This window comes from Phreatobacter sp., assembly GCF_027532945.1.
Classification (GTDB): domain Bacteria; phylum Pseudomonadota; class Alphaproteobacteria; order Rhizobiales; family Phreatobacteraceae; genus Phreatobacter.
Genome location: NZ_JAPZTZ010000010.1, coordinates 33276 through 46056 on the forward strand (window position 1 = coordinate 33276; position 12781 = coordinate 46056).

Consider the following 12781-nt stretch of genomic DNA (forward strand, 5'->3'; position numbering starts at 1 on the left):
GGTAGCTCCGGTGGGCATGGCAGCCATCCGGCGGCGGTGGTTCGCCGCTCGCTTACGGAAGCGCAGCCTGTGGCATCGCCACCGGCGCGACGGATGAGTGCGTGAGCATGGACGGCACCAGGACCTGGGACATCGGCACCGACATCGGCGGCACGTTTACCGACATCATCGCCGTTCATGCGGGAGGCGCGGACACCCGCATCGCCAAGGTGCCCTCGCGGCCCGATGCTCCCGTCACCGCCATGATGGAGGCGCTGGCAGCGGTCGGGCTCGGGCCGGGCGACGTGCGCCGCTTCGTCCACGGCACGACGCGGGTCACCAACGCCCTGGTCGAGGAGCGCCTGCCGAAAGTGGCGCTGGTGGCCACCGCCGGCTTCGAGGACGTGCTGGAGATCGCCCGCTACCGACGGCAGGACCTCTACCGGCTGGATGTGCGCCCGAAAGCGCCGCCGCTGGTGCCGCCGGACTTGTGCTTCGGCATCGCCGAGCGGATGGACGCCAAGGGCGAGGTGCTGGAACCGCTCGCCGATTCCGAGATCGACCGGCTGATCGCTTGGCTGACCGCCAATAGCGTGGAGAGCGTCGCGGTCTGCCTGCTCCATTCCTATGCCAATCCGGCCCATGAGAAGCGGCTCGCCGAGCGCCTCGCCGGCGTCGTGCCGCATCTGTGCCTGTCCCATGAGATCAATCCGGAGGCGCGGGAATATGAGCGCGCCTCGACCACGGCCTTCAATGCGGCGGCCATGCCCATCGCGGTCACCTACCTGACCGAACTCGAGCTGAGGCTGCCCATCGGCGCGGGCCTGCAGGTCTTCCACTCGGCGGGGGCCATGGTCCCGGTGCCGGCGGTGAAGCGGCGGCCGCTAGTCATGGCCATGTCGGGCCCGGCCGCGGGTGTCGCCGCCTCTGTGCGGATCGCCCGCGACCTCGGCCTGCCGCGGGTGCTGACCTTCGACATGGGCGGCACGACCACCGATGTCTGCCTCATCGTCGATGGTGCCGCCGAGATGACGGACACACGGATGATGGGCGGCCGGCCGCTGCGCCAGCCCATGCTCGCCGTCCATTCCATTGGTGCAGGCGGCGGATCTCTGGTGGACCTCGGGCCCGGTGGCCTCGCCGTGGGGCCGAAGAGCGCCGGTGCGGTGCCGGGGCCTGCCTGCTACGGCCGGAGCGGCACCCGCGCCACCATCACCGACGCCAATGCGGTCCTCGGTTATCTCGATCCCGAGGCCGTGCTTGGCGATACGATCCGCATCGATGTGGAGGCGGCCCGCGCCGCGCTCGCGCCCGTCGCCACCGCCCTTCGCCTCTCCATCGAGGCGACGGCCCTCGGCATCGTCAAGGTCGCCAACGCCACCATGGCGCGGGCGCTCAACCGGGTCACGGTGGAGCGTGGCATCGATGGGCGCGACTGCACGCTGCTAGCCTTCGGCGGCGGCGGTCCGATGCACGCGACGGGCCTTGCCGATCTCTACGGCCTGAAAGAGATCGTCGTGCCGGCTGCTTCCAGCGCCTTCTCGGCGCTCGGCTGCCTCACCGCCGACCTGTCCTTCCTCCAGCAGCGCACCCTGCGACTGGCGTTGAATGACCTCACCGCCGAGGCTTTTGGCGCGCGCGTTGCCGAGATGGTGGCAGAGGCCGAGGCGCCGCTCCTTGCCGGCGGCGTCGCCCCTGATGACATCGCCGTCGAGCATGTCGCGCTGATGCGCTATGCGGCGCAGAGCGAGGCCATCCCCCTCGGCTTCGCCATGCCGCTTGATCCGGCCCGGCTGGAGGCCGCCTTCCACGCCCGCCACCGCGAGCTCTTCGGCTATGCAACGGGCGAGCCGGTGGTGATCGAGGCGCTGCGGATCAAGGCGACGCGGCCCTCGTCCCTCGCCGTGCTCAGCCCTGATGTCGGCCGGCCGGCTGTGGCGGCGCGGAGCCGGGACTGCATTTTTGGTGCAGATGGCCCGGTCGCGACGCGCATCCTGCCGCGCGAGACGCTGGTCCTGGAGGTCGATGGCCCCGCGATCATCGAGGACGCCTGGTCCACGGTGGTCGTGCCGCCAGGCTGGCGTGTGCGTCCCGATGCCGGCGGCAATCTCGTCCTCACCCGGAGCGCCGCAGCATGACCCCGCTCGATCCCTTCGTCGTCGAGGTCATCCGCCATGGGCTCTCCGCCGCGGCGGAGGAAATGAGCCTTGTCATGACGCGCTCGGCGCGCTCGCCGCTGCTGCGCGAGGCCGGCGACCTCTCCTCCGCCATCACCGATGCCGAGGGCGGCCTTGTCGGCCAGGGCAAGGACATCCCGATCCATTTGGGCGCCATGGCCTACACCGTGCGCGAGCTGCTGAAGGTGCGGTCTGCGGCGGGCCTGAGGGACGGCGACGCCATCATCTACAATGTCGGGGCGCTCGGGGGTAACCACCTCAACGACGTCAAGATCGCCCGGCCGGTCTTCGTCGATGGGCGCCTCGTTGCCTTCGCGCTGAGCCTCGCCCATTGGCCCGATGTCGGCGGCACCTGGCCGGGCAGCTATCTCGCCGATGCCTTCGACACGTTCCAGGAGGCGATGCGCATTCCGCCGCTGACCATCGCGACGGCCAAGGGCATCGAGCGAGGGGTGCTCGACCTCATCCTCGCCAATGTGCGCGATCCCGTCTCCTGCGAGGGCGACCTGATGGCCCAGCTTGCCGCGACGCAGGCGGCCGAGCGGCGCATCCGCGACCTCTGCGCGGCCCATGGCACGGATGTCTTCATCGCCGCCATGGGGCGGCTCCACGACCTGTCGGAAGCGGAGATGCGGGCGGCCATCGCCGACCTGCCGGACGGCACCTATGAGGGCGAGGATTTCCTCGACGATGGCGGGCCGGACGGCGCGCCCGCCCGCATCCATGTGCGCATCACCATTTCAGGCGACGAGGCGACCTTCGACCTCTCGGGCTCGGCCGACCGCGTAGCCAATTTCTGCAACACCACGCCCTTCATCGCTCGCTCGGCGGTCGCCTATGCCGCGCGCATCATGAGCGGACGCGACATGCAGCAGAATGCCGGGGCGCTGCGCCCGCTGACCATCATCACCCGTCCCGGCTCGATCCTGGAGCCGGGCTGGAACGCGGCGGTGGCGGCCGGCAACCACGAGACCTCCATGCGCGTGGTCGATGCCGTCATCCGCGCCATGGAAGGCGTCATCCCCGATCGGCTCACCGCCGGGGGACCTGCGACCTCCGGCCTCCTCGCCTTCGCCGAGCCGCTCGCCGATGGCGGCTGGCGGATGCTCTACGAGGTCCATGGCGGCGGGGAGGGGGCGCGCCACGACCGCGACGGCTGCCCGGCGACGCGCGTCCACCTCGCCAACACCTCCAACACGCCGGCCGAGATGATCGAGGCGAACTATGCCATCCGCGTCGAGCGGCAGGCGATCCGCCGCGGCTCCGGCGGGGCCGGCCGCCATCGCGGCGGGGATGGCGTCATTCGCGCCTATCGGGTGCTCGCCCCGAGCCTCTGGCTCACCACCTGCGTCGAGCGCACGGTCATGCCGCCCTATGGACTGATGGGCGGCGAGCCCGGCGCGCCCTATCGCATCACGCTGACGCGGGACGGCGCGAGCGAGGTGCTTCCCGGCAAGGCCAACCTGCTGCTGCGCGCCGGCGACCTCGTGACGCTGGAGGGCTGCGGCGGCGGTGGCTTTGGCGTGCCCGCGACGGGCTTGTGAGCCATGCGCGGGCGTCGCACTGTCGGGCCCGCATCTTGCCTTGAACCGGCCGTTCCCTCGCGTTGCGACCCGAGACCCTGATGACAGACGCCACAGCCGCCCTCGCCACCCGCATCCGCGACGATCTCGACCGGATCGCCCATCCCCGCGCCAGCTGGCTGACGCCGCGGCGGGCACCGGATGGCTCTGCGGCGCTCGACGTGCTCGTCGTCGGGGCAGGGCAGTCCGGCGTCGTCACCGCCTTCGGCCTGAAGCGTGCCAAGGTCGACAATGTGCTGGTGATCGACAAGGCGCCGCGCGGCGAGGAAGGACCCTGGGTCACCTATGCGCGGATGAAAACGCTGCGCAGTCCGAAGGATTTCACCGGGCCGGACCTCGACATTCCGAGCCTCACCTACCAGTCCTGGCACGAGGCGCGCTATGGCGCCGACCACTGGCGCGCCCTCGACCTCATCACCCGCGAGGACTGGAACGCCTATCTGCTGTTCGTGCGCGCTGTGACGGGCGTCACGGTGGACAACGACACCGAGCTCCTGTCGCTGGAGGATGCCGGCGGCCTGATCGCCGCGCGGGTGCGGGGACCTGGAGGCGAGCGGGTCATCCATGCCCGCAAGGTCGTGCTGGCGACGGGGCAGGAATCCACGGGGCGCTGGTGGATGCCGGATTTCATCGAAGCCCTGCCGCAGCCGCTGCGCGCCCACACGGCCGATGCCATCGACTTCGCGGCGCTGAAGGGCAAGGTCGTGGCCGTGCTCGGCGCCGGCGCCTCGGCCCTCGACAATGCCGCCACCGCATTGGAGGCGGGGGCAGCGTCCGTGCATCTGTTCTGCCGGCGGCTGGAGCCGCAGGTCATCCAGCCTTATCGCTGGATCACCTTCCGCGGCTTCATGAAACATCTCGCTGATCTCGACGATGAATGGCGCTGGCGCTTCATGGCCCGCGTTCTCGGGCTCCGCGAGGGGTTCCCGCAGGCGACCTATGACCGCTGCGCGTCGCATCGGAATTTCGTGCTGCATACCGGCGCGCCCTGGACCCATGCGCGGGCGGAGGGCGGCCGTGCCGTGGTGACGACGCCGCAGGGCGAGTTCGCCGCCGATTTCCTCATTTCCGGCACCGGCATCGCCATGGATTTCTCGGCGAAGCCGGAGCTTTCCGCCTTCCACGACAACATCCTCACCTGGGCCGATCGCTATGCGCCGCCGGAGGATGAGCGCAACGACCGGCTCGGCGCCTTCCCCTATCTGTCGCCGGACTACCAGTTCATGGAGAAAGTGCCGGGCAAGACGCCCTGGATCGCCCATGTGCACCTGTTCTCCATCGCCTCGACGATGAGCTTCGGGCCGTCCGGCTCGTCCATCAACGCCATGACGACGGCCGTGCCGCGGCTGGTCGATGGTATCACCAAGGGGCTGTTTGCAGCGGACGTGGAGGCGAACTGGCAGGCCTTCCTCGCCTATGACGTGGTCCAGGCGAATGTGCGCGAGACGGTGCAGGGGCTGGGGCAGGCGGCGGAGTAGAGGGTATCGGGTCGGCCGGACTGACGGTTGCGATGGCGCCGTCCCTCACACCGCCGTCGCCAGGGCCTTCTGACGGGCCAGCGCCGCTTCCGGATCAAAATGCGGGATGGCGGCGATGAGCTCGCGCGCATAGTCCGAAGACGGCGCTGTGAAGAGCGGCCCGCTCGGGCCTTCCTCGACGATCCGGCCCTTCTGCAGCACGATGGTGCGCTCGCACATCATGCGCACGACGTTGAGGTCGTGGCTGACGAAGAGATAGGCGAGGCCCGTCTCGCGCCTGAGGCGGTCGAGCAGGTGGAGGATCACCGCCTGGACCGACACGTCGAGCGCTGCCGTCGGCTCGTCGAGAACGAGTAGCCGGGGTTTCGCGGCAATCGCGCGGGCAATGCCGACGCGCGCCTTCTGGCCGCCCGAGAGCTGGTGGGGGAAGCGGTCGAGGAACTCCTCCGGCAGGCCGACGCGGCGGGCGCAATCCTCGACCTGCCGGCGCAGCTCGCGGCCATCCTGCACGCCGCCGAGCAGGCGCAGCGGGTCGGCGATGGCGTCGAAGGCGGAGAAGCGCGGATTGAGGCTGTCGCCATGGTCCTGGAAGACGATCTGGATGTCCCGGCGAAAGCGCGAGCGGTAGAAATCGCGCGAGGGAATGCCGCCGATATCCTCGCCGTCGAAGGTGATCGTGCCTTCCGAGGCGTCGATCAGCCGGCAGACGATGCGCGACAGCGTGCTTTTTCCCGAGCCGGATTCCCCGACGAGGCCGAGGCTCTCCCCGGGCGCAAGGCTGAAGGAGACGTCGTCGACGCCGCGGAAGCCGTTGTCGAAGACCTTCACGCAGTTGCGCACCGCGAGCAGCGGCTCGGAGCCCGGACGCGGTGCGATGCGGGCGGGTGCGGGCGGGGCCGCCTCGCGGTCGACGACGAGGCTCTCGACCGTGGAATGGCGGGTGGGGGAGGCCGCCACCAGCCGGCGGGTATAGGGATGGGTCGGTGCGCCGAAGAGCGTGGCGGGCACCGCCTCTTCGACCACCAGACCCTTTTCCATCACCGCGACGCGCTGGCAGTATTGCGCCGCGAGGCCGAGATCGTGGGTGATGAGGATCATCGCCATGCCGCGCCGCGCTGTGATCTCGGCGAGCAGGTCCATCACCGTCTTTTGCGTCGTCACGTCGAGGCCGGTGGTCGGCTCGTCGGCGATGAGCAGGGTCGGCTCGCAGGCGATCGCCATGGCGATCATGACGCGCTGGCACATGCCGCCGGAGAGCTCGTGCGGATAGGCGTCGAGCCGCGCCTCCGGATCGCGGATCATCACCGCCTCGAGCAGCTTCAGCGCGCGGGCGCGGGCTTCCTTGGCCGAGAGGGATTCGTGGGCGCGCAGCACGTCGGCGATCTGCAGGCCAACCGTGCGGATCGGGTTCAGCGCCGCCCGCGGGTTCTGGAAGATCATCGACATGGCGGCGCCGCGCAGCGGCTGGAGCATCCCCCGCGAGGCGTTGGTGATGTCCTGGCCGCGGAAGGTGATGCGCCCACCGGTGATCTTCCCCGCGCGGTCGAGGAGCTGCATCACCGAGAAGGCGGTGACGGACTTGCCAGACCCGCTCTCCCCGACGATGCCCAGCCTTTCGCCGGCGGAGAGCGACAGCGACACGCCCTTGATCGCCTCCACTGGTCCATTCCGGGTGGAGAAGGTGACCTTGAGGTCCTCGATGGTGAGGAGCGGGGCGGTCATGTGCGCATCCGCGGGTCGAGAATGTCGCGCAACCCGTCTCCCAGCAGGTTGAAGCAGAGCACGGCGGTCATCAGCGCCGCGCCGGGGAAGACGACGAGCCACCATTTGCCTGTCGTGATGAAGCGCGCGCCCTCGGCGACCATGATGCCCCATTCCGGGGTCGGTGGCTTCACGCCAAGGCCGAGGAAAGACAGGCCGGCGGCATTGAGGATGGCCCAGCCGAGGTTGAGCGAGATCTGCACCGCCATGGCCGGCAGCACGTTGGGCAGCAGGAACAGCATGACCACGCGCACGTGGCTGTTGCCGGAGGCGCGCGCCGCTTCCACCCAGCCGGAATTGCGCCGGACATTCACCTCGGCGCGGGCGAAGCGGATGTAGAATGGCAGGTTGATGATGGCGGTGGCGTAGATGATGTTCTCGACGCGGTTGCCGAGTGCCGCAACCATGGCCATGGCGAGCACGAAGAGCGGGAAGGCCATCAGCACGTCGACGAAGCGGCCGACCCAGCGGTCGAGCCGTCCGCCGGTATAGCCGCAGAAGGCGCCGATCATCGCGCCGAGTGCGAAGGAGAGGGAGACGGCGGAGGCGGCGATCGCAAGGTCGAGGCGGGTGGCGGCGATGACGCGCGAGAACACATCGCGGCCGAGCTGGTCGGTGCCGAACCAGTGGGCGGCCGAGGGCGGCATCAGGGCGTTCGGCACGTTGGAAGCGGTCGGGTCGTAGGGCACGATCCACGGACCGACAATCGCCAGCGTGATCAGGACCAAGGCCCCGAAGCTGGCGACCATGGTCACGGGATTGCCGCGCAGGACCCAGCCGGTATGGCGCAGGACGGCGATCATTCGATGGATATCCGGGGGTCAGCGAGACCGTAGAGCACGTCGACGGTCAGGTTCACCATCACGAAGATGGTCGCCATCAGGAGAACGAAGCCCTGGACGGGCGCGTAGTCGGAGGAGAGCAGGGCGTCGAGCGCGTAGGAGGCGACGCCCGGCCAGGAGAAGACCTTTTCCACCAGCACGTTGGCGCCAAGCATCGTGGAAAAGACGATGCCCATGATGGTGAGCACCGGCAGCAGCGCGTTGCGCAGAGCATAGACCAGCACGACGCGGCGGCGTGACAGGCCGAGGGCCTCACCGGTGCGCACGAAGTCGCTGGTGAGCACCGCGAGCATGGAGGCGCGCGTCATGCGGGCGAGCGGGGCCAGCACGAACAGCGCCATCGTGCAGGCTGGCAGGATGAGTTGGCGCGCTGCCGAGCGCCAGGCGTCCCAATCCCCGGCGACGGCCGCGTCGATCAGGAGGAAGCCGGTGATGGTCGGCGGCTGACCCGCAAAAATGTCGATGCGGCCGGTCGGATCAGGGGCGATGCCCAGAATGTAATAGAAGGCGAAGATGAACAGCAGGCCGGACACGAAGGTCGGCACGCAGACGCCGAGCGTGCAGATCATCCGGACGATGTTGTCGATCAGCGAGTTCGGGCGCAGCGCCGCCAGAATGCCGAGCGGCAGTGCCAGTATCAGCGCCAGCATGAGCGCCACGAAGGTCAGTTCCAGCGACGCCGGCAGACGCGACACGAGGTCAGTGACCACCGGCTGGCCGGTGGTCATGGATCGGCCGAGATTGCCGGTGCCGATATCGCGCAGATAGAGCAGCAATTGCTGAGGCACGGGCTTGTCGAGCCCCATCTGCTGGCGGATCTGCTCGATCTCGGCCTGACCCGCATTGGGGCCGGAGGCGAAGAAGATCGCGGGATCGCCCGGCAGCACGCGCATCAGGAGGAAGGTGAAGATCACCACTCCGAACAGCGCCGGGAGGGACGAGACGACCCGTTTCCCGGCGCGCCGCGCGATGGAGACCGCAAGACCCATGGCTGATCAGGCTCGCTTCATGTCGCGATAGTCGACCTGGCGGTGATAGCCGTAGACGTAGCCCTCGACATTCTTCGGCATCACGGCATCCTGGTTCGGCTGCCACAGCAGCAGGACCGGAACCTCTTCGGCGAGGATGGAGATCATCTTCTTGCAGAGCTTCTCATACTCCGCGGCATTGATCTCAAAACGCGCCTTTTCGGCGAGCGCCACGATCTCGGCATTGTCCCAGGACGAATAGTTCCAGCGCTGGTTTCCTGTGAAGAAGTTGCGGAAGAAGTAGTCGGTCGAGGGCAGCCAGGCGATCGAGGTCTCGGTGAAGAAGGGCAGCTTCTTCTCGGTGACCATCGTAGAGATCTGGGCGTCGGGCAGCTTCTGGATGTCGACGCGGATGTTGATCGCGGCGAGTGATTCCTTGATCAGGGCTGCCATGGGCTCGGCGATCGCGGCCGCGCCAACATTGAACGCGAAGGGCGTGTCAAGGCCGTTCGGGAAGCCGGCCTCGGCGAGCAGCTTCCTGGCGAGGGCAACGTCCTGCTTCAGCGGCATCGGCTGCGGGAAAATGCCGCTCGGCGGGGTGTCGGTCCAGTTGGCGCCGAACAGAGGCGCGCCGCGCTCGAACAGGGCGGCCTTGAAGATGTTGCCATAGGGCAGGGCGGCTGCCACGGCCTGACGCAGCTTCTTGTTGTTGAAGGGGGCGGCCTGAGTGTTGAACGCTATCATCGAGAAGGCGTTGAACTGGGGCGTCGAGATCACCTTGACGGTGCCGCGGCTGGCAAGCGTCGCGACGTCCGAGGCCGCGAGGTCGATGGAGAGGTCGGCGTCGCCCTTCTCGATCAGGCTGGCGCGCGTGGCGGCCTCCGGAATGGTCTGGCAGATGACACGGCGGAAGCCGGCCGGCTTGCCGTCGATGGAGCGGTTCCAGGCGTCGTTGCGGCGCAGGATCACCTGCTCACCGGGACGGAAGGACTCGAGGATGTAGGCGCCCGAGCCGGCCGTATTGGTCTTGGTCCATTCCTGGCCCCACGGATCGGCGGCGGTGGCATGGCTCTTCACCACCTTCGAATTGAAGATGATGCAGTAGAGCGTGCAGAGGTTCGGCAGCGCCAGGCGGTCGGGCTTATCGACCTTCGCCTCGACCGTGTACTGGTCGATGATCTTGAACTGCTCGGGCTTTGTCCACGATCCGGTCTGGATCTGGGCGGCGGCGAGCGACCTGGCCGAGACGGCGCGGTCAAGCGACCATTTCACGTCCTCGGCGGTGACAGGCGTGCCGTCGTGGAACTTGGCGTCGCGGCGCAGGTGGAAGGTGAATGTCATGCCGTCGGCGGAGGTGACCACCTTCTCGGCGAGCTCGCCACGGATGTTGTCGGGATCGAAGACCCAGCCGGCCGGGGTCTGTTTCTTGCCGAAGGAAACCAGACGGTCATAGATGTTGACGCTGATGCCGAAGGCTTCGCGGGTCGAACCGGGCATGGTCGGGTCAAGCGTGTTGACCGCGTTGCCGGTGACCTGGCGCAAGGTTTCGGCGCGGGTCTGGGCGAAGGCCTCGCGGCCAAGATGCGGCACCGTGGCAAGGGCGGCGCCGCCCGCCAGGAGGTTACGACGGTCGAGTTTCATGACGCAGTCTCCGTTGACCAGCGGGCCCAAGCCCTTCGTGACGATGTTTGCAATCTCCGTACCAGCACGATCGTATCGCCCAGCGAAACGGTCGGCCGACGACATGCCCGTTCTTCCGCCGGCAGGCCCGGCGAAACGCTCATCCTTCCTGTGCGCCTGTCAGGCGCGCCATCAGTCTCTGCCCAAAGGCTGGGCAGCCTCAGCCGGCAAGCCAGCCGCCATCCACGGCCAAGGTGGTCCCCGTGGTGAAGGCAGCGGCGTCGCTGGCAAGATAGAGTACGGCCTCGGCGATCTCCTCGGGGCGGCCGAGGCGGCGCAGCGGATGGCGGCCGACGGAGCGGGCCTCGGCGGCGGCGGGATCGGCGTTGCGGGCGAAGGAGCGGCGCAGCATCGGCGTGTCGATGGCGCCCGGCGCGACCGCGTTGACGCGGATGCGGTCGGGCGCGAAGTCCAGCGCCATGGTGCGGGTGAGGCTGAGGATGGCGCCCTTGGCGGCGATATAGGCGGCATTGCCCGATCCGCCGGCAAGCGCCAGCTGTGAGGCGGTGGTGACGATGGCGCCGCCCCCTTGGGCCTTCATGGCGGGCACGACGGCGCGCGCCCAGAGCCAGGTGCCGCCGACATTGGCGCGGAAGACGCGATCCCAGTCCTCCGGGCTTGTGGTCAGCACCGTGCCGCCGACCGAGAAGCCGGCGCCGGCATAGAGGATGTCGATGCGGCCAAAGCGGGCGAGCACCGCCGCGGCATCGGCATCGGCGCTGCCAGGCTCGCCGACATCGGAAATGCGGACCATGGCCTCGCCGCCGGCTTCCGCCACCAGACGGGCCGTTTCCTCGGCGCCGGGACCATCGCGGTCGACGAGGGCGAGGCGGGCGCCCTCGCGCGCGAAGGTGAGCGCCACCGCCCGCCCGATCCCCGAGCCGCCTCCGGTGACGACCGCGACCTTGTTGGCGAGGCGCATCAGGCGGCGTCCTTCGGCAGGCTCAGGAGAGCCGCATCCACGGCGTCCTTCAGGAGCTCGACCATCCGGTCGATCTCCGGCCGGGTGATGATGTAGGGCGGGGCGAGAATGACGTGGTCGCCGGCATGGCCGTCGGCTGTCCCCGGCGAGGGATAGCAGAGCAGGCCACGGGCGAAGGCTTCGTCCTTGATGCGCTTGTGCAGCCCGTGTTCGGGGGCGAAGGGCACCTTGCCGTCGCGGTCCTTGACCAGTTCGACGGCGACGAAGAAGCCGCGGCCGCGGATATCGCCGACATGCGGGTTTTGGCCGAAGGCCTGGCCGAGCGCCTGCATGAGATAGGTGCCGTCGGTGCGGCATTTCTCGACGAGGCTGTCGCGGATGATGACCTTCTGGACGGCAAGGCCGGCGGCGCAGGCCGCGGTATGGCCCGAATAGGTGTGCACCGACGCGATGGTGCCGAACGTGTCGGCGATGGTGCGATAGACCTCTTCCGTCATCAGCGCCGCGCCGAGCGGGGCATAGCCGCCGGCAAGGCCCTTGGCGGTGACCATGATGTCCGGCGCAACGCCGTCATGGGCGAGGGTGCGCCAGGTGCCGCAGCGGCCAACACCGCACATGACCTCGTCGGCGACCATGAGAATGCCGTAGCGGCTGCAGATCTCGCGCATCCGCCGGGCATAGCCCTCGGGCGCGGGCACGGCGCCGCCCGCGGCGCCCACCACCGGCTCGAAGAAGAAGGCGGCGATGCGTTCGGCGCCGACGCGGTGGATCTCGCGCTCGAATTCGGCGGCGAGGTGGTCGACGAGGCCCTCGCGGCTAACACCTGCCGGCGGTCGGTAGTCATTGGCGGGCGACAGATGCGTCACCGGCATGAGGGCGCCGACATAGGGCCTGCGGCGGGCGGGATGGCCCGAGAGCGACAGGGCGCCCATCGTGTAGCCGTGCCAGGACTGGCGGCGGGCGAAGAAATGGGTGCGCCCCGCATGGCCGCGGGCGAGGTGATACTGGAGCGCGATCTTGATGGCGGTCTCGGTCGCCTCGGAGCCGCCGGAGACGAAGGAGACGCGGGAGAGGCCGCCGCCCGCCTGCTCGACGATGGTCTCGGCGAGCGCGTCGATGGGATCGGAGGTGAAGTCGGCGGTGTAGCCGAAGGAGAGGCGGTCGTATTGCGCCTTGATCGCCTCGATCACCTCGCGATGGCCGTGACCGAGGCAGAAGAGGGCAGGGCCCGAGGAACCGTCGAGGAAGCGGCGACCATGCTCATCATGGACGAAGATGCCTTCGCCGCCGACCGCCCGCGGCAGTCTTTGACCCGCACGATGCTGGTTGAGCCAGCGGTGGCCGACATCGTCCATGTGACGCTCCCCACGGCATGGAGGCTAGGGGAGAGG

Annotated in this window: 9 protein-coding genes; 3 read left to right on the forward strand and 6 right to left on the reverse strand. The window is 68.8% G+C overall.

Annotated elements, in window-relative coordinates; genetic code table 11:
• Positions 1 to 107 precede the first annotated feature (107 nt).
• From O9344_RS08110 to O9344_RS08120, 3 genes are all read left to right on the forward strand, one after another.
• The gene (locus O9344_RS08110; protein WP_298475018.1) at positions 108 to 2117 is read left to right on the forward strand and encodes a hydantoinase/oxoprolinase family protein; all 2010 of its coding nucleotides are present in this window, start codon (positions 108 to 110) and stop codon (positions 2115 to 2117) included.
• Complete coding sequence (locus O9344_RS08115) at positions 2114 to 3700, forward strand: hydantoinase B/oxoprolinase family protein (protein WP_298475020.1); 1587 nt, start codon at positions 2114 to 2116, stop codon at positions 3698 to 3700. Before O9344_RS08110 ends, O9344_RS08115 begins: the two co-directional genes overlap by 4 nt.
• A gap of 80 nt (positions 3701 to 3780) precedes the next feature.
• Positions 3781 to 5217: an NAD(P)/FAD-dependent oxidoreductase gene (locus O9344_RS08120; RefSeq protein WP_298475023.1), complete on the forward strand. Its 1437-nt coding sequence runs from the start codon at positions 3781 to 3783 to the stop codon at positions 5215 to 5217.
• 45 nt (positions 5218 to 5262) lie between these two features.
• Here O9344_RS08120 and O9344_RS08125 read toward each other — a convergent pair whose 3' ends face one another.
• The 6 genes from O9344_RS08125 to O9344_RS08150 form a co-directional block, all read right to left on the reverse strand.
• Entirely contained in the window at positions 5263 to 6939 is a 1677-nt protein-coding gene (locus tag O9344_RS08125; protein WP_298475025.1) for an ABC transporter ATP-binding protein, read from the reverse strand.
• Positions 6936 to 7781, reverse strand: coding sequence for an ABC transporter permease (locus O9344_RS08130; RefSeq protein ID WP_298475027.1), 846 nt, complete (start codon positions 7779 to 7781; stop codon positions 6936 to 6938). The genes O9344_RS08125 and O9344_RS08130 overlap by 4 nt, the downstream gene beginning before the upstream one ends.
• Positions 7778 to 8809 (reverse strand): ABC transporter permease, encoded by a 1032-nt coding sequence (locus tag O9344_RS08135; RefSeq protein WP_298475029.1) that lies wholly within the window; start codon positions 8807 to 8809, stop codon positions 7778 to 7780. Before O9344_RS08135 ends, O9344_RS08130 begins: the two co-directional genes overlap by 4 nt.
• Positions 8810 to 8815: 6 nt before the next feature.
• Positions 8816 to 10429 carry an ABC transporter substrate-binding protein gene (locus O9344_RS08140; protein ID WP_298475031.1) on the reverse strand — a complete coding sequence of 538 codons (1614 nt, stop codon included), beginning with the start codon at positions 10427 to 10429 and terminating at the stop codon, positions 8816 to 8818.
• 199 nt (positions 10430 to 10628) lie between these two features.
• Positions 10629 to 11390 carry an SDR family oxidoreductase gene (locus O9344_RS08145; protein WP_298475033.1) on the reverse strand — a complete coding sequence of 254 codons (762 nt, stop codon included), beginning with the start codon at positions 11388 to 11390 and terminating at the stop codon, positions 10629 to 10631.
• On the reverse strand, positions 11390 to 12745 hold the full coding sequence (locus O9344_RS08150; protein WP_298475035.1) for an aspartate aminotransferase family protein: 1356 nt from the start codon (positions 12743 to 12745) through the stop codon (positions 11390 to 11392). The genes O9344_RS08145 and O9344_RS08150 overlap by 1 nt, the downstream gene beginning before the upstream one ends.
• Positions 12746 to 12781 lie beyond the last annotated feature (36 nt).